Origin of the sequence: Phenylobacterium parvum (assembly GCF_003150835.1) — a bacterium.
In the GTDB taxonomy this organism is placed as follows: Bacteria; Pseudomonadota; Alphaproteobacteria; order Caulobacterales; family Caulobacteraceae; genus Phenylobacterium; species Phenylobacterium parvum.
In genome coordinates this window covers 767,012-789,322 of record NZ_CP029479.1, presented here as the reverse complement: position 1 = coordinate 789,322, position 22,311 = coordinate 767,012, and the positions used below count along the sequence as shown (strand labels likewise).

Sequence of the window (22,311 nt, the reverse complement as noted above, 5' to 3'; positions counted from 1 at the left end):
GGGTCTCAGTCGAGCAGGCCCCGGTAGGCGGCGCTCTTCCGAAGCCAGGCCGCCGCATAGCCGCATACAGGGGTGATCTTCAGGCCGCGCGAGTGGATGTCCGCCGACAGGGCCTCCATCAGCCGGCCCGAGGCGCCGGTCCCGCGAAGGGCGGGCGGGCTCTCCACATGGTCGATGATGACGCGGTCGCCCGCGCGCCTGTAGTCGGCGAAGGAGGTCAGACCCTGTTCGACCATCTCGAACCGGGCCCCGGTGTCCTTGAGAGCGCTGGTCATGGGATGAAGACTAGAGCAGTTCTTCGCCCGGCGCATCCAGTCCCCTTCGGACCTGCCGGCGAAGCCGGCTGAAGGGCTCACTGGCGGCTCAGCTGACCCCCTCCGACGCGCTTCGCGCGCCACCTCCCCCTGGGGGGAGGAATTAGAACGCAATTGCTCCCCCGAGGGAGAACTCCGACCGAAGGTCGGTGAGGGGGCAATCCTGGTCGCCACAGACCCCCTCCGCCGCGCTGCGCGCGCCACCTCCCCCTGGGGGGAGGAATGAGTACGCAATTGCTCCCCCAAGGGGGAGCTGTCAGCGAAGCTGACTGAGGGGGTCAACGGCGGCTCAGCCGAACCTTGCGAAGCTGAACCCGCGGCTCAGAACAACTCCACCGCCATCGCGGTCGCCTCGCCGCCGCCGATGCAGAGGCTGGCCAGGCCACGACGGCCGCCGCGCGCCTGCAGGGCCGCGACCAGGGTGGCGAGGATCCGGGCGCCTGAGGCGCCGATGGGATGGCCCAGGGCGCAGGCGCCGCCGTTGACGTTCAGCTTCTCGTCCGGGATGTCGAGCTCCCGGGCGGCCAGCATGGCCACGACGGCGAAGGCCTCGTTGACCTCGAACAGGTCCACCTGGCCGGCGGTCCAGCCCGCGCGGTCCAAGGCCCGGCGCAGGGCGGGCCCGGGGGCGGTGGCGAACTTCGCCGGTTCCTGGGCGTGGGCGGCGTGGGCGACGATCCGGGCGACGGGGCTGAGGCCCAGCCGCTCGGCGACGGAGGCCCGGGTCAGGACCAGGGCCGCCGCCCCGTCGGAGATCGAGCTGGCGTTGGCGGCGGTGATGGCGCCGTCCTTGGCGAAGGCCGGCTTCAGGGTCGGGATGCGGGCCGGATCAGCGCGCCCGGGCTGCTCGTCCGCGCTGACCGTCTCCGGGCCCTTCCGCCCGGCGATCTCCACCGCGACGATCTCGCGGTCGAAGGCGCCCGAGGCCTGGGCGGCCCGGGCGCGCTCCAGGGATCGGATCGCGTAGGCGTCCATGGCCTCGCGGCTGACCTGGTGGGCCCGGGCGGTCTCCTCGGCGAAGGATCCCATGAGGCGGCCCGGCTCGTAGGCGTCCTCCAGGCCGTCGAGGTACATGGAGTCAGAGACCACGTCGTGGCCAATGCGGGCGCCGCCCCGGTGCTTGGCCAGCAGGTAGGGGGCGTTGGTCATGCTCTCCATGCCGCCGGCGACGATGATGTCCGCGGAGCCAGCCGCCAGGGCGTCGTGGGCCAGGATGGCCGCCTGCATGCCGGAGCCGCACATCTTGTTCACGGTGGTCGCCTGGCAGGCCTGGGACAGCCCCGCCCCGAGGGCCGCCTGGCGAGCCGGCGCCTGGCCCAGTCCGCCGGGCAGGACGCAGCCCATGTAGATCTGCTCGACGCCCGCGGGGTCGACGCCTGAGCGCGCGACCGCGGCGCGTACGGCGGCGGCGCCCAGGTCGGTGGCCTTGGCGGCGGACAGGACGCCCTGGAAGCCGCCCATGGGCGTGCGGGCGTAGGCGGCGATGACGACGGGATCAGAGGTCTGGGTCATGCCGCCTTCATACAACCGCCGGGAGGGCGCGGGAACGCCCCGGTTTGGCTCCTGGCGCGGGGCGCCCCATACTGGTCCCTCGCAACCGGAGAAGAGCCATGGGCCTTGGCGAGATCCTGATCACCCTCCTGGCCGGGGTGGGCCAACTGGTCGGCATCCGGGCGGGGACCGAACAGCCCCCCTACGAGGTCGTGGGCCGGGTCGGCGAGGCCGAGATCCGGCGCTACGCGCCCCAGATCGCCGCGGAAGCGGTGGTGGAGGGTCCCGTGGAAACCGCCCGGAACGAGGGCTTCCGGCGCGTGGCCGGGTACATCTTCGGCGACAATACGGCCAAGGCCTCGGTGGCCATGACCGCCCCGGTCGTGCAGGGCCGTGAAGCGGCGGGCGGCTCGCAGTCCATCGCCATGACCGCCCCCGTGGTCCAGGCCCGGGCGGGCCGCAGCGAGTCCATCGCCATGACCTCCCCGGTGGTCCAGCAGCCTGCGGGCGCAGAAACCTGGTCGATCCAGTTCATCATGCCCTCGAAGTACACGATGGCCACCCTGCCCCAGCCCAATGACCCGAGGGTGCGCCTGGTCGAGATCCCGGCCCGCACCTTCGCCGTGGTGAGGTTCTCCGGACTCGGCAAGGCCGACGCCGTCGCCCGACACGAGAAGGCCCTGGACGCCTCCCTGGCCGGGTCGGCATGGCGGGCTTCGGGCGAGCCCGTGACCTGGTACTACGACCCGCCCTGGACCGTGCCCTTCCTGAGGCGCAACGAGGTCGCCCGGCCTGTGGAAGCGGTTACTTCAGCGCCGACGCAATGAAGCCGCCGCCGAGGACCCTGTCGGGGTCCTCGGGCGCGTAGAGCACGCAGGCCTGGCCCGGCGAGACCCCGTATTCCGGCGTCTCGAAGATCACGCGCGCCTCTCCCGCCTCCAGGCCCAGGCGCGCGGCGACCGGTTCGGCGGTCGAGCGAACCCGCGCCAGCACCGGGCGCCCAAGGGACGCCGCCGCCTCCAGCCCGATCTCGTCGCCGAGCCAATTGGTCTCCTTCAGGGCGACTGCGCGGGTGGCCAGGGCCTCGCGGGGGCCGACCCGGACCTGACGGGTTTCGGCGTCTATGCCAACGACATACAGGGGGTCGCCTACGGCCACGCTGAGGCCGCGCCTCTGGCCGATGGTGTAACGGGTCACGCCCTCATGCCGGCCCAGCACGCGGCCATCCAGGTGGACGATGTCGCCAGGCTCGGCGCCCTGGGGTCTCAGGCGGTCGATCACCGTGGTGTAGCGCCCTTCGGGCACGAAGCAGATGTCCTGGCTGTCCGGCTTGTCCGCCACGGCCAGGCCCAGCTCCGTCGCCAGGGCTCGGACCTCGGCCTTGGGCAGGCCGCCCAGGGGGAAGCGCAAATAGTCCAGCTGGTCGCGGGTCGTGGCGAAGAGGAAGTAGGACTGGTCCCGGGCCGGATCGACGGCGCGCCGGAGCTGGGGACGTGAATCCCCCTCTCCCCGCCGGACATAATGGCCAGTGGCCATGGCCGCGGCGCCCAGGTCCCGGGCCGTGTCCACCAGGTCCCGGAACTTGACGGTCTGGTTGCAGCGAATGCACGGCACCGGCGTCTCGCCGCGCAGGTAGGCGTCGGCGAAGTCGTCGATCACCTGCTGGCGGAAGCGGCTCTCATAGTCGAGGACGTAGTGCGGGATGCCCAGGGCCTCCGCCGCTGTGCGGGCGTCGTGGATGTCCTGGCCGGCGCAGCAGGCGCCCTTCCGCTGTATGGCGGCCCCGTGGTCATAGAGTTGAAGGGTCACCCCAAAGACGTCGTAACCGGCCCGGGCGAGGAGGGCGGCGGTCACGGTGGAATCCACCCCGCCCGACATGGCGGCAAGCACCCGCGCGCCCGCCGGCAGGCCCACGGCCTGGCGGGTCGCCTCCACAAGTCGGTCGGAAAGCAGGGCGCCGGTCATGGCGCCTATCTAGTCCCGCACGGCGCCATTTGCGAGCCGCCCCTACTGGAGGACGTTCAGCAGGGAAACGTTCTTCAGGGACAGGAAGACCTGGGACGAGGCCTGCACCGCCTGTTGCGCCTGGGTCAGGGCCGTGGCGGCCTTGGCCATGTCGGCGTCCGACACATCGCCGATCATTCCGGCGACCGTGTTCTGGCGGGCGGTCAGGCCGCGCTTGACCGACTCCAGCTGGCCCTGGACCGTCCCGTTTCGGGCGGCGGCGGTGGTCAGGTCGCCCTGCACCGTTTCCCAGACCGCGATCTGGCTCTGCAGGAAGGTCCGCTGGGCGGCGGTGAGCTTGCCCGTGAAGGGACCGTTTGCGCCTTCCTCAAAGGCCTGCAGGTCACGGAAGGCGTTGAACATAGGCGTGCCCAGGTCGTCCGCCAGCTGGCCGATCTCCAGGGTGGTGGTCTCATCCACCCGGGCCTTGTCGATGTAGTCGTCGTTGTGGAAGGAGTCCGCCACGGCGGTCGGCGAGAGGGTCAGGTCCGACAGCTGCCTGGCGGAGACCGGCGGGGTGTCCACCTGGCCCCCGGCGAACAGGTACTTCCCGGCGTGACGGGTGTTGAGCGCCCCCACGGCGTTCGCGAACTGCCCCTTCAGCTCGGTGATCAGGGCGTCGGCTCGGTCGGCGGCGAGGGCGTTGGACAGGGCGTCGCGGGTCATGCGCGCCGCCTCCGCCGCCTTGTTGAGGGCCAGGTCCTGCATCTCCAGGCGGTTGGAGGTGAAGGCGTTCTGTTCCGTGAAGCCGGTCAGCCGGGTGTTCAGGGTCTGCATGGCCGTCAGGACCTGGGCGTTGCGGGAGAAGGCCTTCAGGTCCGTGCCGATCTTGCCTGAACTGAGCTGGTCGCTCGCCTCCATCTGCCGCTGCTGGGCCGACATGAGGTTGGTCAGGACGGAGCTGTAGTTGCCGCTCGTGGATACCCGGGTCATTCAGGGCCTCCTCAGATGATGTTCGTGAGGACGTCGAACAGTTCCTTGGCCGCCTGGATCATGCGGGCCGAGGCGTTGAACGCCTGCTGGTAAGTGGTGAGTCGGACGAGTTCCTCGTCGATGTTGACGCCTTCGACGGACTGGCGACGGGCGGCGACCTCGCCGGACACCGCCTGGGTCGTCAGCCTTCGGCTCTCGGCGGCCTCGGCCTGCCGGCCGACCGCGGCGCTGAACTGCGAGGCGTAGTCGCTGAGCGAGACCGTCAGGGCCCCGAGGGTTCCGACAGGGTCGAAGGCCGTGCGGGTTTCCCCCGCCGCCGCCAGGGCCCTTGCGCCGGACCCATCCCCGGGCCGGATGGCGGGCTGGCCAGCGGCGACCGAGAGGTCCAGCCGCGACAGGGCCAGCTTGTTCGGGTCCTGGACGATCCGGGTGTCGACCGTGAGCCGGTCGGCCCGCGAGCCGCGCTCGACGGTCCCGAGACCGAAGAGGGCGCTGATCGAGGGACCGCCGGCCCCGCGGCTGGTCAGGTCGGAGACCACCGACAGCGATACCGGGGGGTTGGTGCTGGGCGAGAACGCCAGCTGGCCCTGGGCGTCCAGGGCGAAGGCGCCGACTAGGCCCACCCCGGTGCTGTTGGCGTTCAGGGCGTTGACCAGGTCCTGCATCGTCGCCGCCGCAGGGACCGCCACCGCGACGTCGCGGATTGGGCGCCCGTCCGACTGGGTCATGCGCAGGGTCAGGGTGTCGCCGGCGGTGAACCCGTGCGGGTCCGTGGCCCTGAGCCCGGTCTCGTAGGCCGTCTGACCCGAGCTTCGGACCAGGTCGTTGAGGCCAAAGTAGTGGGAGAAGCCCCGCCCGGCCTTCTGGGATGTCCCCTCATCGAAGGCCAGGCCGTTGGGCGCTGTCGCCTGGAGGGTCAGGGCCCGGTTGGAGAAGGAAGCCGTACCGAAGGCGCCCAGGGCGGTGTTGAGACTGGCCAGGAAGTTGGCGGGGGTGAAGGCCGTGGACGGGCCCCCGTCGACGCTCATCGTCCCGGCGTCGAAATCGATATCCACCCGGCGCTGGAGCACCCCGGAGGCGTTGGCCACCGCAAGGGTCGTGGAGCCGGTGAAGCCGCCCACCGCTGCCGGCAGGTCAAGGCCGGTGTCGCGTCCTTCCAGGAGGGCCCGCGCCGGGGCCGCGCTGGAGGCGTTGTGGGCGGCGTTGAGGCGCTCGGCCGCCCGGTTCGCGAACTCGCCCAACTGCTCCATCAGGCCCGGCAGGCTTCCGTCGCGCAGGTCCATCAGGGCCCGCATCTCCCCGCCGGTCACCGTGATCGGCTGCTCAGCCCCGGTCGGGTACTGGACGGCGAGGTAGCCGGGCGTGGAGTCCGTGGAGCGGTAGACCAGGTTGGCCGGGACATCGCCGACCAGCTCGAAGCCTTCCGACGAGCGGATCGTGACGCCCCCGGCCGACCGGGAGGCGACCTGGATGTCCAGCAGGGTCGCGAGTTTCTCGATCAGTCCCGACTGCACGTTCTCGGCGCCCGTGGCGTCGCCCGAGCCCACCGAGGCCCGGCTGATGTCCGTGTTCAGGCGGGCGATCTGGGAGAGAAGGTCGTTGATGTCCTGGGTGGTGGTGATCGCCTTGGCGTCCGAGGACGCCACCATCTGGCGGAGCTGGCTGTTGATCCGGGAGGTCTGGTTGAAGAAGTCCTCGACCGCAGACACCGACTGCGTGCGCAGGATTCCCGATGTCGGGTTCTGGGCGGCGGCCTCGAAGGTGGTCCAGACCCGGTCAAGGGAGGCGAAATAGCCCGTGTCGGAAGTGGGGTCGCCGAAGAGGCTCTGGGCGTTGTCCAGCCCGCGGGCGACCTGATCCCAGCGGCTGGCCGTCGCCGTGGCGCTCAGGCCTGCGGACACCAGGAACTGGTCGACGATGCGGTGGACGCCGCTGATCTCCGTTCCGGCGCCGACCCCGCCGATGATCCGGTGGGTCTGGTCGATCGCCTTGCGGACGTAACCGGGCGTATTGACGTTGGCGATGTTGTCAGAGGCCGTTCGCAGTCCCGCCTGGGCGGCGATGAGACCCGACGACGCATTGCTCAGTACGGCGGTGAGTGACACGGGAATAATCCCCCTCAACCGGCAACCGTTGCGCAGTCCCGGCGATTTCTGCCGGGCTTTTCAGGTTTCGCCTGCGCGAGGCCTCCGAAAAAATCCTTTCATTTCAACGCGGCGAGTTCTGCAGCCGCTTTGAGATATCTACAGGGTCGCAAGAGGCGGGCCAGTCCGACTCCCACGCCCCATGCCCACCGCCCGGCGGCGCCGGACAGGGCGGCAGGACTCGCCCTTCCCGGCGGGAATGCGCCCGGCAAAAACCGCACCTCCCCCGGATCGATGGGCGCCGGACGCGAACTTTTTCTATTGTTTTACAATCTCTTGAAAGGCCTCGCCGAAGTTGGCGCGAAGGTTGCGACGGGTGAGGCGAAGTCATGAGGCGCAGCAGGCGCCCCTTCGCCGGAGGGTGAACCCGGCCCCGGTTGTTCCACCTTGAGTCTCGACGCCGCCCAGATCCTTGCCCCCCTTGCGACCGGCCTCGTGCCGGCGGCAGGCCCGTCGGTGGCTGGCCCGTCTGCGGCTGGCCCGTCTGTAAGTGGCGAGGCCACGGGCGGAAGCGACTTCGCCGCCATGCTGGAGAGCCTCGCGGGCATTCTGAAGTCTGTGCGGACGCCCACCGAGTTCCCTTCGGGGAACCTTGCGCCGCCTTCTCCTGAACTCCCCGCCGTCGAAGCGTCGGTCGCCCTGGCGATGGAACTGCCGCCCCTGCCGGGGGTTTCCCGCGAGGGCCTGGGCCTGGCCTTCTCGGCCGCCCTCAGGATTGAGCCGGGCCCCGGGGCGGAGGTTGAGGCCGGCGCCGCTCGGGAACCTGCCCCCGAGACCAGCAGCCGCCTCGCCGAAATGGGGATTCCCGGCGCCTTCACGCCGCCTCCGGTCCAGCGCCCGCAGGAGGCGCGGTCCCAGCCCGAACCCCGCGAGGGTGCGGCGATCCCGGCGCGGCTGTCCCCTGCGGCTTCAGTGGCCGGGACGCCCCCCACGACCATTCCTCAGCCCAGCGCGCGCGCGACCAGCACGGCCCCGATCGAAATGTCCCCGGTCGGCGCCCCGCTGGCGATCGCGCCTACGACGCCCCCTGCAGCGGCGGCGCCTCTCCAGCCGGTCCCGGGACCGGTGGACGGAAAGCTCCCGGAGGGCCTTGAAACCGGGTCCGTCCCGGTTTCCGATCCCCGCGGCCTCGCCCGCGCCGAAGCCCCGCTGGCGGCGCCCGTGCAGGGTGGCGTTGCACCTTCGCCCGCCACACCTTCGCCCGCCGCCGCCGTCGCCCTGGCGCTCGCCCCCGGCGTGATCGCCGTCACGGGCCAGAGGCTTCCGGGGCGGGCCGAGGCCGCCTCGTCGCCCCCCCTTGAGGCTGCAGACGGTCCGGAGGTCCCCGGGTCGCCCTCGCCGCAGGCGCCCGTCGAGACCGCCCGGCAGGCCGCCCTTCTTCCGACGGGCGTCCAGGTTCCTGAAGCTCGCGCCTCCGAGGCCCGGCCGGCCACGCCCCGCCGCCGTGAAGGCGCCGCCGCCGGCGACGTCCCCGCCGCCCTTCGGCCGGATGACGTTGGGACATCCTCCCAGGCCCAGGCCCAGGCTCCCGCCCCGCTCCCGGGCGCACCGCGCGTCGAGGGCCGGGTGGAAGCCCTCCAGGCCCGCGCGGACATGCCGGGGTCCCTTTCGGACGACCGGGATGAGCTCGCCGTCCGGATCGAGGCCGCGGACCCGGCGCCCACCCTTTCCGGCGCCGCCCCGGCGGTCGAGACCCGAAGCAGCGATCTTGCCGGCCCTGAGCCCGCCCCCCTTCCCGCCCGGGCCGGGCCCGAGACCGTCCTGGCCCTTGCCGCGCAGATGGCGCGGCGGCTGGATGACGGGGTCACCCGCTTCGACCTCGAGCTCAACCCGGGCGATCTCGGCCGCGTCGACGTGCGGCTGGAGATCGACGCCGCCGGCGGCATCCGGGCCGCCTTCACCTTCGAGGACGCCCACGCTGCGGGGGAACTCGGTCGGCGCGCCGACGAACTGCAGAAGAGCCTCGAGAGCGCCGGCTTCAACCTGTCCGGCGGCCTGACCTTCGACGTTGCCGGCGACCGCTCCCAGGGCCGCAACCCTGGCTGGGCCGACGCCCGGGACGGCCGCAACCCCGCCCCCGCCGCGCCGGAGCGCGAGGCGGGCCGGGAAGTCCCCTCCGACATTACCGAAGCCCTGAGCGGACGGCGGATGGCCGCCCGCTCCGGCGTCGACATCAGGATCTGAAGCCATGGCCGTCACGCCCACGACCGCAACTCCCGCCAAGACCCAGGACATCGGCGCCCTGGGCAAGGCCCAGTTGGCCAGCAGCTACGACACCTTCCTCAAGCTGCTCACCACCCAGATCCAGAACCAGGACCCGCTCTCGCCCCTGGACTCCAACCAGTTCACCCAGCAGCTGGTGCAGATGACCGGTGTGCAGCAGCAACTGTACTCCAATGACCTGCTCAAGCAGCTGGTCTCCAACACCGGCACGGGCATGGCCCAGGCGGTGTCGGTGATCGGCCGCGAGGTCACCGCCGACAGCGCCAAGGCCACCCTCTCGGGCGGCAGGGCGAACTGGTCCTACAACCTCGGCCGCGACGCCGCCTCGGTGAAGATCGAGGTCCTCGACTCCAACGGCCGCACCGTGGCCGTCTCGGCGCCGACCAACCTCAAGGCCGGCGACCAGGCCTTCACCTGGAACGGGTCCGACCTGACGGGCCTGAAGCGCCAGGACGGGGGCGAGTACAGCCTCCGGATCACCCCGACCGACGCCTCCGGCGCCACGATCACCTCCAAGGTCTTCCAGCGCGGCGTCGTGACCGGCGTCGAGCAGTCGGCAGGCCAGTCCATCCTCTCCATTGGCGGAACCCGGGTGCCCTGGACCGCCGTCACCTCCGTCCGGCAGCCCGCCTAGGCCGCCGCCCCCTCAAGCGCCAACCCCCCGGGAAACAGACACCATGAGCATCAACAGCGCCCTTCTCGCCGGCGTCTCCGGCCTGATCGCCAACTCGGCATCCCTGGCGGCGATCTCCGACAACATCGCCAACACCAACACCACCGCCTACAAGCGGACCCAGATCAACTTCGCCAATGTGGTCACCTCGCAGGTGGTCAAGGGCCGGTACTCCGCCGGCGGCGTCGAGGCGGTGACCCGCAACTTCATCGCCAACCAGGGCCTGATCCAGTCGGCCTCCTCGGCGACCGACCTCGCCATCGCCGGCAACGGCTTCTTTGTCGTCACCGACAAGGGCACAGACCTGACCACGCAGGACCCGCGGTACTTTACCCGTTCCGGCTCGTTCAGCGTGGATTCCGACGGCTACCTGGTGAATGACTCCGGATACTACCTGCAGGGCTGGCCCTCGGACGCGACCGGGAACATCTTCACCGACCCGTCCGACCTGACGCAGATGAACTCCATCAACATCAAGGATCTGGGCGCCCAGGTCCTGCAGACGTCCAACGTCATCATCAACGCCAACCTGGACAAGCGCGGCATTACCGGGTCGGTGGGCGACGCCACCTACAACGGGGCCACCGTCGCCTCCCTGTCGGACTACGCCAACAACCCGACCACCGGCACCAAGCCCGACTTCACCTTCCAGATGAATGTCATCGACTCCGGCGGCGGCACCCGGCGGTTGGCCATGGCCTTCCTGAAGGACTCCAGCGCCGCCAACGCCTGGCACGCCGAGATCTACTCTGTCCCGGCCTCCGACGTGGCGGGCGCCGCCCGGCCCGGCCAGATCGCCCAGGGCATCATGCGCTTCAACTCCGACGGCTCCTTCGACGAGGCGGGCTCGACCCTGTTCGGCGTCACCGCCGGCGTCGGCAACCCGCCCAACATCGCCCTCGCCGCCTCCTCGGCCGGCGCCGGCCTCCGGTGGGCCTCGGCCCTCGGCATCGAGGCGGCGAGCATCGACCTGGACATCGACCGGTTCACCCAGTTCGCGGCGACATCCACCGTGGCCTCGATCAATCCGAACGGCGCCCCCGTCGGCAACGTGGTGGGCGTGGAAGTCGCCGAGGACGGCAAGGTCTCGGCCATCTTCGACAACAACCTCGTCCGCCTGGTGGCCCAGATCGGCCTCGCCACCTTCGCCAACCCCGACGGCCTCGATGCGGTGGGCGGCAACGCCTACGTCCAGTCGACGGAGTCCGGCGAGTATTCAGTGAAGCAGCCTCAACTCGGCGGCGCCGGGAAAATCCAGTCCTCTGCATTGGAAGCCTCCACCGTGGACCTGTCTGCAGAGTTCACCGGCCTCATCACCACTCAAAGAGCCTATTCGGCCTCTTCGAAGATCATCACCACAGCCGACCAGATGCTGGAGGAATTGATCAATATTAAGCGATAAGTCTTGAAGTTAACACGATTTAACGTCGCCAGACATCTTGACTGTATCGGTTTAATACATGGGGGAAGCTGTGATTAGGTCTTTGTTTACTACGATTTTTCACCGGGCGTTATGCGATGCCCGCCAAAGTGGGTCCAAGACCTGATGGTGGGAAGGGCGTAAAGCCATGTATCAGCAACAACAGCCGCAGCTGCGGACCAACAGCCGGGGGGAGGCCTATGTCATCGGCCCCACCGGCGCCCAGCTGACGATCCGCGACCTGCCGCCCCCGGACACGGGGCGCTGGGTGATCCGCCGCAAGGCCGAGGTGGTGGCCGCCGTCCGCGGCGGGCTGCTCAGCCTCGAACAGGCTTGCGACCGGTACTCCCTGACGCAGGAAGAGTTCCAGGCCTGGCAGAAGTCCATCGAGAAGCACGGCATGGCCGGGCTCCGGACCACGCGGCTCCAGCAGTACCGCTGACTTACCGCCCTTGCGGGCGACCGAGCGGCCGAATCCCCACCCCCGGGATGCGGCCGTTTCGCGTTTCAGGGCCCTGCCTTCAGGCCGCCCCTATTCAGGCCGCCCTCTTCAGGCCGCCCCTTCTCAGGCAGCCCTGTCCGGCCCGTCCCCAAGCCGGCGCACCCGGATCGAGATCCGCTCGCGCTCGCCGGCCCGGCGCTCCACCAGCAGGCGCGCCACCTGGGCGTCGTCGTGGAAGACATAGCCCTTGATGGCGTCCAGCAGGGCCTTGGCCAGGTTGTCCAGGTCCATCCAGGGCGGATCGCCCACATAGTCCATCACGATCTCGACCGAGAACTCCCCCCAGGCCGGCCGGCCGCCCCGCCAGGCCTTGCGGAAGAACTCGTAGATCAGGGGCTTGTAGTAGCGCGTCTGGGTGGTCAGGCCGTCGACGACCACCTCGATGGCCCCCTCGTGCTCGCGGGCGCGCACCTTGCCGTGATGGGTCCAGCCCGCGTCCATGGCCATCCTCCGGCGGCGGCCGCCTTGAAGTCTGGCCGGTCTCCGCTAAACGGTGGGCACATTCGACCGGAGGCCCGCCATGAGCAAGACCCGCACTGAAACCGACACCTTCGGCCCCATCGAGGTCGACGCCTCCGTCTACTGGGGCGCCCAGGCCCAGCGCAGCCTCGGCAATTTCAAGATCGGCTGGGAAAAGCAGCCCCGGCCCGTCGTCCGCGCCCTCGGCATCGTCAAGCGCGCCGCCGCAGAGGCCAATGTGGAGCTGGGCCGGCTGGACCCGAAGATCGGCCAGGCCATCGTCGCCGCCGCCCAGGAGGTGATCGACGGCAAGCTCGACGCCCACTTCCCCCTGTCGGTCTGGCAGACCGGCTCGGGCACCCAGTCGAACATGAACGCCAACGAGGTCATCTCGAACCGCGCCATCGAGATGCTGGGCGGCGAGATGGGCTCCAAGACGCCGGTCCACCCGAACGACCATGTCAACATGAGCCAGTCGTCCAACGACACCTATCCGACGGCCATGCACATCGCCGCCGCCGAGCAGGTGCACCACGACGTCCTTCCGGCCCTGGAGCACCTCCTTGCCGCCCTGCGCGCCAAGCAGGTCGCCTTCGAGCCCATCATCAAGATCGGCCGCACCCACACCCAGGACGCCACGCCCCTGACCCTCGGCCAGGAGTTCTCCGGCTACGCCCAGCAGGTCGAGAATGGCCTGAAGCGCATCCGCCTGTGCCAGCCGGGCCTGCTCGAGCTGGCCCAGGGCGGTACGGCGGTCGGCACCGGCCTCAACGCCCCCGTCGGCTTCGCCGAGCTGGTCGCGGCCAAGATCGCCGCGATCACCGGCCTGCCCTTCGTCTCGGCGCCCAACAAGTTCGAGGCCCTGGCCGCCCACGACGCCATGGTCTTCAGCCACGGCGCCCTGAACACCGTCGCCGGCTCCCTGTTCAAGATCGCCAACGACATCCGCTTCCTGGGCTCCGGCCCCCGGTCCGGCCTGGGCGAGCTGTCCCTGCCCGAGAACGAGCCCGGCTCGTCCATCATGCCGGGCAAGGTCAACCCGACCCAGTGCGAGGCCCTGACCATGGTCTGCACCCAGGTCTTCGGAAACCACGCCACACTGACCTTCGCCGGCGCCTCGGGCCACTTCGAGCTGAACGTCTTCAACCCGGTCATGGCCTACAACTTCCTGCAGTCCTGCCGCCTGCTGGCCGACGCCGCCGTCTCCTTCACCGACAACTGTGTGGTCGGAATCGAGGCACGCGAGGACAACATCAAGGCCGCCCTCGAGCGCTCCCTGATGCTGGTCACGGCCCTCGCGCCCAAGATCGGCTACGACGCCGCGGCCAAGATCGCCAAGACCGCCCACAAGAACGGCACCACCCTGCGCGAGGAGGCCGTCGGCGGCGGCTATGTCACCAACGAGGAGTTCGACGCGGTCGTCCGCCCCGAGAAGATGATCTCGCCGGGCTAAGTCGCCTCGGTAGACCCCCTCCGTCGCGCTGCGCGCGCCACCTCCCCCTTGGGGGAGGAATTAGAGAGCGCTTGATTGCTCCCCCAAGGGGAGCTCCCGGCGAAGCCGGGTGAGGGGGTCAAGGGCGGCTCAGCCGCGCCCGGGCGCCTACATCCGCCGCCAGACGGCGAAGTCGGCCAGCTCGACCAGGGCGGCCTTCCAACCGTCGGCGCCTTCGAAGCCCGCCAGCGCCGCCTTGGCGTCGGCGGCGTAGTCCTCGGCCAGGGCCAGGGTGGAGTCCAGGGCGCCGCAGCCGGAGACGAGCAGGCGGGCGCGCTCGAAATCGGCCTCGGTCTGCTCGCGCCGGTCGATGGTCCGCTCCCAGAAGGCCTTTTCCGCCTCGCCCGTCCGGGCAATGGCCAGCAGCAGGGGCAGGGTCGCCTTACCCTCCCGGAAGTCGTCGCCAGGGTTCTTGCCCAGGGTCTCGCTCGCCCCCGAATAGTCCAGGGCGTCGTCCACCAGCTGGAAGGCCAGGCCGAGGTTGCGGCCAAACCGGCGCAGGGCGGCGCAGGTCGCGGCCGGCGCCCCCGCCGACACCGCCCCGGCCTCCGAGGCGGCGGCGAACAGCTCGGCGGTCTTGGCGCCGATGATCTCGAGGTAGGTTTCCTGGGGCAGGTCCAGGTCGTGGGCGCGGGTCAGCTGCAGGACCTCGCCCTCGGCGATCACCCGGCTGGCCCGGGCCAGGATCTCCAGGGCCGGCATGGACCCGGCCTCGACCATCAGCTCGAAGGACCGGGCGAACAGGAAGTCGCCCACCAGCACGCTGGCCGGGGCGCCCCAGATCAGGTGGGCCGCCACCTTGCCGCGCCTCAGCTCGGAGGAGTCGATCACGTCGTCATGCAGCAGGGTGGCCGTGTGGATGAACTCCACCGCCGCCGCCAGGTTCAGGCAGGCGTCGTCCCTCGCCCCCGCCAGCCGCGCCGCGGCGATGGTCAGGAGGGGACGCAGGCGCTTGGCTGACCCGCCGATCAGGTGCTCGGCCAGGGCCGGGATCACCGACACCGGGCTCTGCATGCGGTTGCGGATCAGGGCGTCCACGCCCTCCATGTCGCGCTGGGCGAGGCGGGTCAGGCCCGCAATGGAGGGTGCGCTGCGGGCGACCGGTTCGGCGGCTTGCGTTGCGGACGACATGCCGAACGCGATAAGGCAGGCGCCTCGCCGGCACAATGCCCAACCGGGGTTTTTGGCGCAAACGCATGACGGACCCAAGCCAGTCGGACGCAATCCTCGGGGGCCGGGTCCGGCTCCTCCAGTCCGCCCGGGGCTACCGGGCGGGCATGGACGCGGCCCTCTTGGCGGCGGCCTGCGACGCCCGTCCGGGGGATCGGGTGCTGGACCTGGGCTGCGGCCCGGGCGCCGTCATGCTGGCGGCCGCGGTCCGAAGGCCGCAGGCGCGCTTCACCGGGATCGAGGCGGACCCGGAAGCCCTGGCCCTCGCCCGGGCCAATATCGACCTGAACGGCCTGTCAGACCAGGTGGAGGCCCTCGGCGGCGACGTCGCCCTGCCCTTCGCCCGCCTGGGCCTGCCCCGCTTCGACGCCGCCCTCTGCAACCCGCCCTTCTTCGACGACCCCAGGGCCCTGCGCGGCCCCGCACCGGAGAAGACCCGCGCCTGGATGGCGGCCGACGGCCTGGCGGCCTGGACGGGCTTTCTCCTCAAGGCCGTGCGCGACGGCGGGACGATCACGATCATCCACCGCGCCGACCGGCTGGCCGACCTCCTGGCCGGCCTCGCGCCCCGGTGCGGCTCCCTCCGAATCCGGCCGGTCCAGCCCCGCGCCGCCTCGCCCGCCAGCCGGGTGATCGTGCGGGCGGTGCGCGGCGGCCGCGCGCCCCTGGTTCTCCTGCCGGCCCTCGTCCTGCACCCCGACGGCGAGGGCAAGCACACCCCCGAGGCCGACGCCATCCTGCGCGACGCCGCGCCGCTGGGCTGGGACTGAGACGGCCCCTCAGCAGACCCCCCTCCGTCCCGCTGCGCGGTCCTCCTCCCCCTGGGAGGAGGAATTAGAGAGCCATTGCTCCCCCAAGGGGGAGCTCCGACCGAAGGTCGGTGAGGGGGTCAACCGCCCCTCAGCTGACCCACTTCCTCCACATGGGGGCAGGAACTAGCCCGCCGGCCGGGCCGAGCGCCGGTCCAGGGACGCGAGGACGAACTCCGCCAGCCGGTCCGCCGCCCGGGGCGCCCCGCCGCGCGCCTTCAACAGGGCGATCTCGGCGTCCTCCAGGGGCGGCAGGCCGTCGGCCTCGCCCAGCAGGACCAGGTCGTCGGGAACCATCTCCCGGGGCAGGACGGTCAGGCCCAGCCCGGCGCGCAGGGCCGCATGCTGGCCCGCCAGGGAGGGGCTGGTGTAGGCCGCCCGCCAGGTGCGCGCCCGCGCCTCCAGGGCCGCCACCGCGCGGCGCCGGTAGACGCAGGGGGCCGGGGCGATCACCAGGGGCGCGGGCTCATCGGGCCTCAGCACCGCCCGGTCGGCCGCCACCCAGACCAGGGGCTCGCGCCAGACCCGCACCCCCAGGTCCGGCCCCAGGGGCTCGCGCTTGACCAGGGCCAGGTCCAGGGCGCCGGCCTGCAGCCGATCCAGAAGGTTCAGCGTCAGGTCGCAGGTCACCGCCAGGGCCACCCGGGGATGGGCCCGGGCGAAGGCGCCCAGTATGTCCGGCAGGTGCACGGTGGCGAAGTCCTCCGGCGCACCCAGCCGGACCTCGCCCTCCAGGTCCTCGCCCGTCAGCTCGGCGAGGATCTCGTCATTCACCCTCAGCAGCCGCCGTGCCTTGGGCAGGAAGGCCTCCCCCGCCTCGGTCAGGCCCACCCGGCGCGGGTCGCGGGCCAGCAGCTTCACCCCCAGCCGCTCCTCCAGCCGCCGGACCTGCAGGCTGATCGCCGACTGGCTGCGCCCAAGCCGCTCCCCCGTGCGGGTGAAGCTGCGGGTGTCGGCGATGGTCACGAAGGTGCGGACCAGGTCGAGGTCCAGGTTGACGTCGCGCGGCATGGCCCCGGTCCTTCATGAGTTTTGCTCATTGCAGGAATAGCACCTTTCAACGCCCCTTGTCCCGCGACGCGCCCTAGACGTCCGCTCCCGGCGCCCGGGGGGGCGCGCTGATCATCCGGATTTCCATGCCCGAAGCCCTGACCTCCGCCGCCGCCCTCGGCGCCCAGAACCTGCTCGCGCCGGCCATCCTCTTCTTTGTCCTCGGCCTCTTTGGCGGCTTCGCGAAGTCAGACCTGTCGCTGCCGGCCTCCACCAGCCGCACCCTGTCCCTCTTCCTGATGCTCTGCATCGGCTTCAAGGGCGGGGTCGAGGCGGCGGAGGCCGGGCTCAGCGAGGGCTTCGTGCGGGCCGGGATCGCCGGCCTCCTCCTGTCCCTGACCTGGCCCCTGGTCGCCTATCCGGTCCTGAGGCGTCTCGGCGGGCTGGAGCGGGCCTCGGCGGCGGCCACGGCGGCGGCCTTCGGCTCGGTCTCGGTGGTCACCTACGCGGCGGGATCCGACTTCCTGGCCGCTCACGGCGTGGTCTTCAGCGGCTACATGACGGCGGTCCTCGCCATCATGGAGGCCCCGGCCATCCTCACCGCCCTCATCATCGCCCGGCGCGCGGCGGAAGGCTCCGGCGCCGGCCACGGCATGGGAAGCATCCTGCGCGAAGTCTTCCTCGGCGGCCCGGCCCTTATGCTGGTGGGCAGCTTCCTGATCGGCCTGACGACGGGCGAGCGCGGCATGGCCCGGCTGGACATCTTCGTGAACCCCCTCTTCCAGGGCGCCCTCTGCCTCTTCCTGCTGGACATGGGCCTTGCCGCCGCCCGCAGCCTCACCGACGCGGGAAGGCCGCCCGCCCGGGTCCTGGCCCTGGGGATCGCCCTGCCCCTGGCGGGCGCCTGCGCGGGCTACGTCGCCTCACGCCTCGCCGGCCTCGCACCCGGCGACAGCGCCCTCCTGATCCTGCTGGCCGCCTCGGCCTCCTACATCGCCGCGCCCGCCGCCATGCGCACGGCCCTGCCCGAAGCCCGCCCCGGCGTCTATCTCGGCCTCGCGCTCGGCGTGGCCTTCCCCTTCAACCTGATCCTGGGCCTGCCCCTCTACGCCCTGGCGGCGGGGGCGCTTTAGGGGACGGATGCAGAACCGATTGCTCCCCCAAGGGGGAGCTCCCAGCGAAGCCGGGTGAGGGGGTCAATCCCGGTCGCCGTTGACCCCCTCCGGCCCGCTGCGCGGTCCACCTCCCCCTCGGGGGAGGAATTGGAGCGTAATTGCTCCCCCAAGGGGGAGCTCCGGGCGAAGCCCGGTGAGGGGGTCAATCCCGGTCGCCGTTGACCCCCTCCGGCCCGCTGCGCGGTCCACCTCCCCCTTGGGGAAGGAATGATGAGCCAATTGCTCCCCCAAGGGGGAGCTCCCGGCGAAGCCGGGTGAGGGGGTCAATCCCGGACGCCGTTGACCCCCTCCGGCCCGCTGCGCGCGGTCCACCTCCCCCTTGGGGGAGGAATGAGGGGTTCGGGATTCCGCGGATCAGTTCCTCTCGGTATCCACCAGCTTGTTCTTGCTGATCCAGGGCATCATGGCGCGCAGGCGGGCGCCCACGTCCTCGATGCCGTGCTCGGAGGCGCGGCGGCGGGTGGCCTTGAAGCTGGGCTGGCCGGCCGCGTTCTCCAGCATGAAGTCGCGCACGAAGCGGCCGGACTGGATGTCCTCCAGAACGCGCTTCATCTCGGCCTTGGTGTCGGGGGTGATTATCCGCGGGCCGGTCACGTACTCGCCGTACTCGGCGGTGTTCGAGATCGAGTAGTTCATGTTGGCGATGCCGCCCTCGTAGATGAGGTCGACGATCAGCTTCACCTCGTGCAGGCACTCGAAATAGGCCATCTCGGGGGCGTAGCCCGCCTCGACCAGGGTCTCGAAGCCGGCGCGGATCAGCTCAACCAGGCCGCCGCACAGAACGGCCTGCTCGCCGAACAGGTCGGTCTCGCACTCCTCGCGGAAGCTGGTCTCGATCACGCCCGAGCGACCGCCGCCGATGGCCGAGGCGTAGGCCAGGCCGAAGTCGAGGGCGTTGCCGGTGGGGTTCTGGTGGATGGCGATCAGGCAGGGCACGCCGCCGCCCTTCTCGTACTCGCCGCGCACGGTGTGGCCGGGGCCCTTGGGGGCGATCATCAGCACGTCCACCGTGGACTTGGGCTCGATGAGGTTGAAGTGGATGTTCAGGCCGTGGGCGAACAGCAGGGCCGCGCCGTCCCGCAGGTTGGGGGCGATCTCGGCGTTGTAGATGCCGCGCTGAAGCTCGTCGGGCGCCAGCACCATCAGGGCGTCGGCCCACTTGGCGGCCTCGGCCACGCTCATCACCTTCAGGCCGTCGGCCTCGACCTTGCGGGCGGTGGCGGAATCGGGCCGCAGGGCGACGGCAACGTTCTTCACGCCGGAGTCGCGCAGGTTCAGGGCGTGGGCCCGGCCCTGCGAGCCGTAGCCTACAATGGCGATCTTCTTGTCCAGAATGCGGGCGAGGTCGGCGTCGCGATCGTAATAGACGCGCATGGGCGGTCTCCTTTGGACAAGACGGGCGCGGGGCCGCTGGGCCGGCCGCGCAAAAGCCCGCCGCTTGAAGGGGAAATTTCCCGCCGCGTCAAGCAAGGCCGGCCCTCCGGGACGCAGCCCAGAGGGCCGGGCCCTCCCGACCCTACCAGAAGAGGCTGAAGGCCACCTGGACGATGCGCCCGGTCCAGAGGTCCACCATCACGGCGTCGCGCCCCAGCCGCACCCAGGCGAAGCCGACCGGCGGGACCGGCAGGCCATAGACCCACCAGGAGTCGATCCGGTAGCGCGGGGTCCACCAGGTCCAGGGCAGGACCTCGCCATAGGACCAGCGGCGATAGGAGAAGCCCGGCGGCGGAGACCAGGGGTCGCCCCGGTAGCGGTAGGGCGGAATCCAGACCGGCGGATACCACCGGGGATCGTAACGCGGCGGCCGCCGGCCATCATGGCGATAGCCGTCGTAGCGGCGGCCATCAGGACGGTAGTCGTAACGATAGCCGTCTGGCCGATAACCGTCTGGCCTGTACCCGTCTGGCCTGTAGCCGTCTGGCCTGTAGCCGTCGTAGCGGTATCCGTCATGGCGAGAACCGTCATAGCGCCGATCGTCATGGCGGCCGCGGTCGCCGCCTTCACGCCGGTCGCCGTCCCGCCCGCCGGACTCCCGGCCGGGCCGGTCCCCGCCGCCGCCGGGCGCAGGATCGGGGCGCGCCTCCCGGGGCTGGCCGTAGCGGCCCCAGGCCTGCGGCGGCGCGCCGGAATCCGGCCGGGGTTCGGGCCGGGGTTCGGGCCGGGCTGAAGGCGGGGGCGCGAAGGGGGGCGCCGGCGCCTCGCGCCGGTCAAGGCGCGGGCCGTCCTCGCGGGGCGGCTGGAAGTCCTCCCGGCGGTCGGGGCGGCCCTCGCCCTCGCCGGCTTCCTGGGCCAACGCCGAAGACGCCCCGACAAGGCCCAGGGCCAGGATCAGGGTCAGGAGGGATGCGCTGGCCGAATGACGGTTCATGGTCCTTGCCTCCGAGTGCGGACGCCGGGGGGCCTCCGCGCGGTTGTCGCCCCCGCACGCTTAGGATTAGGAAGACCAATCTGAACCGCGCTTGAACGCCGCCGCCCGAAGAGGTCCGTGAAGATGCCCGCCCTGCCCCTGGATGTCGTCGGTTACTGGCGCAATGCGGGCCCACGCCGATGGTTCCGCAAGGACGTCGCCTTCGACGACGCCCTGCGCCTGAGGTTCGAGCCCGTGCACCTCGCCGCCGCCCGGGGCCAGTATGACGACTGGGTGCAGGAGGCCGAGCCGGCCCTGGCCCTGATCCTCCTGCTCGACCAGATCCCCCGCAACATCTACCGCGACAGCGCCCACGCCTTCGCCACCGACGGCAAGGCCCGGCGCGCCACCCGCACCGCCCTGCGCCGGGGCTTCGACCTGCAGGTCGAACTCGAGCTGCGCCATTTCGTCTACATGCCGCTGGAGCACTCCGAGGACCCCGTCGACCAGGCCGACTGTGTGCGCCTTATCCAGGCTCTCTGCGCCGAGACCGGCGACACCGAGATCCTGCGCTTCGCCGAGATGCACCGGGACATCATCGACCGCTTCGGCCGGTTCCCCCACCGCAACGCCGCCCTGGGCCGGGAGAGCACGCCGGCCGAGCTGGCCTACCTCTCCGACGGCGGATTCGCGGGATAACTCCGCCGGTCCTGTGGACTTGCCCCCCTCGGACGGTTCCCGGCCCCGCCCGAATCGGGTCCCCTAGGCAACCTTCCGGAGCCTCCATGAACGCGCCCGCCCGCATCGACGCCCCCGAGACTTCCGCTGTGGTCGGGCCGGCGCTCGAGCAGCCCTATCTCGACCTGCTGGCCGACATCCTGGCCAACGGGGTCGACCGGCCGGACCGCACCGGCGTCGGCACGCGGGGGGTCTTCGGCCGGCAGATGCGCTTTGACCTTTCGCGCGGCTTTCCCCTCCTGACCACCAAGACCCTGCACAGGCGCTCCATCGTGGTCGAGCTGATCTGGTTCCTGCGCGGCGAGACCAATGTCCGCTGGCTGCAGGAGCGAGGGGTCAGCATCTGGGACGAGTGGGCCGACGCCGAGGGCGAGCTGGGGCCGGTCTATGGCCGTCAATGGCGCTCCTGGGCCGCCCCGGACGGCCGGGCCATCGACCAGATGGCCGCCCTGGTCGAAGGGCTGAAGCGCAGCCCCGAGAGCCGCCGCCACATCGTCACCGCCTGGAACCCGGCGGACGTGGACGACATGGCCTTGCCGCCCTGCCACTGCCTCTTCCAGTTCCACGTGGCCAACGGGCGCCTCTCCTGCCAGCTCTACCAGCGCTCGGCGGACGTCTTCCTGGGGGTGCCCTTCAACATCGCCTCCTACGCCCTGCTGACGCACATGGTGGCGGCGGTGACGGGGCTGGAGGCCGGCGACTTCGTCCACACCCTGGGTGACGCCCACCTCTACCTGAACCACCTGGACCAGGCCCGCGAGCAGCTCACGCGCGAGCCCCTGGCGCCGCCCCGGCTGGAGCTGGCGGCCCGCGACGACCTCTTCGCCTTCGAGCCGGGCGACGTGAAGTTCAAGGGCTACAAGGCCCACCCGGCCATCTCCGCCCCCATCGCGGTCTGAGGGCGATGGCCGCCCCCCTCCTCACCGCCGGCCCCATCGCCCGGGCCCGCAACGGCGTCATTGGCCGCGCCGGCGCCCTGCCCTGGCGGCTGAAGTCCGACCTCGCCCGCTTCCGCGCCCTGACCATGGGCAAGCCGGTCATCATGGGCCGCCTGACCTGGGAGAGCCTGCCCCGCAAGCCGCTTCCGGGCCGCACCAACATCGTCCTGTCCCGCGACGCCTCCTACGCCCCCGACGGCTGCGTGGTCTGCGAGGACTTCTCCGAGGCCGTGGCCATCGGCCGCGAGCAGGCCGAGGAGGACGGCGCCAGCGAGGTCTGCGTGATCGGCGGCGCCTCGCTCTTCGCCCTGGCCCTGCAGCGCGCCCGGCGCATCTACCTGACCGAGGTCCACGCCGAGGTGGAGGGCGACATCCTCTTGGCCCCCTTCGACGAGAGCCGCTGGCGCGAGGTCCGCCGCGAGGACCTGCCCGCCGGCGAGGGCGACGACTATCCCGTAACCTTCCGGGTGCTGGAGCGGGCCTGAGGCC

General features: G+C 71.1%; 21 protein-coding genes. 11 read left to right on the top strand and 10 right to left on the bottom strand.

Going from position 1 to position 22,311, the window contains the following annotated elements:
* Nucleotides 1-5: 5 nt before the first annotated feature.
* Both HYN04_RS03745 and HYN04_RS03740 read right to left on the bottom strand, forming a co-directional pair.
* Nucleotides 6-356, bottom strand: coding sequence for a GNAT family N-acetyltransferase (locus tag HYN04_RS03745; protein ID WP_338418732.1), 351 nt, complete (start codon nucleotides 354-356; stop codon nucleotides 6-8).
* A 279-nt stretch (nucleotides 357-635) separates the two neighbouring features.
* Nucleotides 636-1,826, bottom strand: a complete 1,191-nt coding sequence (locus HYN04_RS03740) for an acetyl-CoA C-acyltransferase (protein WP_110449512.1) — start codon at nucleotides 1,824-1,826, stop codon at nucleotides 636-638.
* A gap of 98 nt (nucleotides 1,827-1,924) precedes the next feature.
* Here HYN04_RS03740 and HYN04_RS03735 point away from each other — a divergent pair, with 98 nt between their 5' ends.
* On the top strand, nucleotides 1,925-2,632 hold the full coding sequence (locus HYN04_RS03735; RefSeq protein ID WP_199285989.1) for an SOUL family heme-binding protein: 708 nt from the start codon (nucleotides 1,925-1,927) through the stop codon (nucleotides 2,630-2,632).
* On the opposite strand, the gene mnmA is transcribed toward HYN04_RS03735, so the two are convergent.
* From mnmA to flgK, 3 genes are read right to left on the bottom strand one after another with little or no spacing between them, the layout of a single operon-like run.
* Entirely contained in the window at nucleotides 2,610-3,770 is a 1,161-nt protein-coding gene (mnmA, locus tag HYN04_RS03730) for a tRNA 2-thiouridine(34) synthase MnmA (protein WP_110449511.1), read from the bottom strand. The genes HYN04_RS03735 and mnmA overlap by 23 nt on opposite strands.
* Nucleotides 3,771-3,812: 42 nt before the next feature.
* Nucleotides 3,813-4,742 (bottom strand): flagellin, encoded by a 930-nt coding sequence (locus HYN04_RS03725; protein ID WP_110449510.1) that lies wholly within the window; start codon nucleotides 4,740-4,742, stop codon nucleotides 3,813-3,815.
* Nucleotides 4,743-4,753: 11 nt separating this feature from the next.
* Nucleotides 4,754-6,847, bottom strand: coding sequence for a flagellar hook-associated protein FlgK (gene flgK, locus HYN04_RS03720; RefSeq protein WP_110449509.1), 2,094 nt, complete (start codon nucleotides 6,845-6,847; stop codon nucleotides 4,754-4,756).
* Between the two features lie 426 nt (nucleotides 6,848-7,273).
* On the opposite strand from flgK, the gene HYN04_RS03715 reads away from it, so the two are divergent.
* From HYN04_RS03715 to sciP, 4 genes are all read left to right on the top strand, one after another.
* Nucleotides 7,274-9,070 carry a flagellar hook-length control protein FliK gene (locus HYN04_RS03715; RefSeq protein ID WP_162599525.1) on the top strand — a complete coding sequence of 599 codons (1,797 nt, stop codon included), beginning with the start codon at nucleotides 7,274-7,276 and terminating at the stop codon, nucleotides 9,068-9,070.
* Between the two features lie 4 nt (nucleotides 9,071-9,074).
* Complete coding sequence (locus tag HYN04_RS03710) at nucleotides 9,075-9,743, top strand: flagellar hook assembly protein FlgD (RefSeq protein WP_110449507.1); 669 nt, start codon at nucleotides 9,075-9,077, stop codon at nucleotides 9,741-9,743.
* Nucleotides 9,744-9,786: 43 nt separating this feature from the next.
* The gene (locus tag HYN04_RS03705; protein ID WP_110449506.1) at nucleotides 9,787-11,184 is read left to right on the top strand and encodes a flagellar hook protein FlgE; all 1,398 of its coding nucleotides are present in this window, start codon (nucleotides 9,787-9,789) and stop codon (nucleotides 11,182-11,184) included.
* A 166-nt stretch (nucleotides 11,185-11,350) separates the two neighbouring features.
* Nucleotides 11,351-11,644: a CtrA inhibitor SciP gene (gene sciP, locus HYN04_RS03700; RefSeq protein WP_110449505.1), complete on the top strand. Its 294-nt coding sequence runs from the start codon at nucleotides 11,351-11,353 to the stop codon at nucleotides 11,642-11,644.
* Nucleotides 11,645-11,767: 123 nt separating this feature from the next.
* On the opposite strand, the gene HYN04_RS03695 is transcribed toward sciP, so the two are convergent.
* Entirely contained in the window at nucleotides 11,768-12,145 is a 378-nt protein-coding gene (locus HYN04_RS03695; protein ID WP_110449504.1) for a RusA family crossover junction endodeoxyribonuclease, read from the bottom strand.
* Nucleotides 12,146-12,224: 79 nt separating this feature from the next.
* Between HYN04_RS03695 and fumC the strand changes: the two genes are divergently transcribed.
* Nucleotides 12,225-13,616, top strand: a complete 1,392-nt coding sequence (gene fumC / locus HYN04_RS03690) for a class II fumarate hydratase (protein WP_110449503.1) — start codon at nucleotides 12,225-12,227, stop codon at nucleotides 13,614-13,616.
* Between the two features lie 147 nt (nucleotides 13,617-13,763).
* Here the strand turns inward: fumC and HYN04_RS03685 are convergent, their stop codons facing one another.
* Nucleotides 13,764-14,786 (bottom strand): polyprenyl synthetase family protein, encoded by a 1,023-nt coding sequence (locus tag HYN04_RS03685; protein ID WP_110449502.1) that lies wholly within the window; start codon nucleotides 14,784-14,786, stop codon nucleotides 13,764-13,766.
* 65 nt (nucleotides 14,787-14,851) lie between these two features.
* Between HYN04_RS03685 and HYN04_RS03680 the strand changes: the two genes are divergently transcribed.
* The gene (locus HYN04_RS03680) at nucleotides 14,852-15,595 is read left to right on the top strand and encodes a tRNA1(Val) (adenine(37)-N6)-methyltransferase (RefSeq protein WP_110449501.1); all 744 of its coding nucleotides are present in this window, start codon (nucleotides 14,852-14,854) and stop codon (nucleotides 15,593-15,595) included.
* Nucleotides 15,596-15,760: 165 nt separating this feature from the next.
* Here HYN04_RS03680 and HYN04_RS03675 read toward each other — a convergent pair whose 3' ends face one another.
* A complete protein-coding gene (locus HYN04_RS03675) occupies nucleotides 15,761-16,645 on the bottom strand; it encodes a LysR substrate-binding domain-containing protein (RefSeq protein WP_110449500.1) in 885 nt (294 codons plus the stop codon).
* A gap of 125 nt (nucleotides 16,646-16,770) precedes the next feature.
* Here HYN04_RS03675 and HYN04_RS03670 point away from each other — a divergent pair, with 125 nt between their 5' ends.
* Nucleotides 16,771-17,757 (top strand): sodium-dependent bicarbonate transport family permease, encoded by a 987-nt coding sequence (locus tag HYN04_RS03670; protein WP_110449499.1) that lies wholly within the window; start codon nucleotides 16,771-16,773, stop codon nucleotides 17,755-17,757.
* Between the two features lie 396 nt (nucleotides 17,758-18,153).
* On the opposite strand, the gene ilvC is transcribed toward HYN04_RS03670, so the two are convergent.
* Together ilvC and HYN04_RS03660 are read right to left on the bottom strand one after the other, a co-directional pair.
* Nucleotides 18,154-19,173 carry a ketol-acid reductoisomerase gene (ilvC, locus tag HYN04_RS03665; RefSeq protein ID WP_110449498.1) on the bottom strand — a complete coding sequence of 340 codons (1,020 nt, stop codon included), beginning with the start codon at nucleotides 19,171-19,173 and terminating at the stop codon, nucleotides 18,154-18,156.
* A gap of 142 nt (nucleotides 19,174-19,315) precedes the next feature.
* Complete coding sequence (locus HYN04_RS03660) at nucleotides 19,316-20,167, bottom strand: RcnB family protein (protein WP_110449497.1); 852 nt, start codon at nucleotides 20,165-20,167, stop codon at nucleotides 19,316-19,318.
* 123 nt (nucleotides 20,168-20,290) lie between these two features.
* Here HYN04_RS03660 and HYN04_RS03655 point away from each other — a divergent pair, with 123 nt between their 5' ends.
* From HYN04_RS03655 to HYN04_RS03645, 3 genes are all read left to right on the top strand, one after another.
* On the top strand, nucleotides 20,291-20,845 hold the full coding sequence (locus HYN04_RS03655; RefSeq protein ID WP_110451288.1) for a DUF924 family protein: 555 nt from the start codon (nucleotides 20,291-20,293) through the stop codon (nucleotides 20,843-20,845).
* An 86-nt stretch (nucleotides 20,846-20,931) separates the two neighbouring features.
* Nucleotides 20,932-21,783, top strand: coding sequence for a thymidylate synthase (locus HYN04_RS03650; protein ID WP_110449496.1), 852 nt, complete (start codon nucleotides 20,932-20,934; stop codon nucleotides 21,781-21,783).
* A 5-nt stretch (nucleotides 21,784-21,788) separates the two neighbouring features.
* On the top strand, nucleotides 21,789-22,307 hold the full coding sequence (locus tag HYN04_RS03645; protein WP_110449495.1) for a dihydrofolate reductase: 519 nt from the start codon (nucleotides 21,789-21,791) through the stop codon (nucleotides 22,305-22,307).
* Nucleotides 22,308-22,311: the final 4 nt, after the last annotated feature.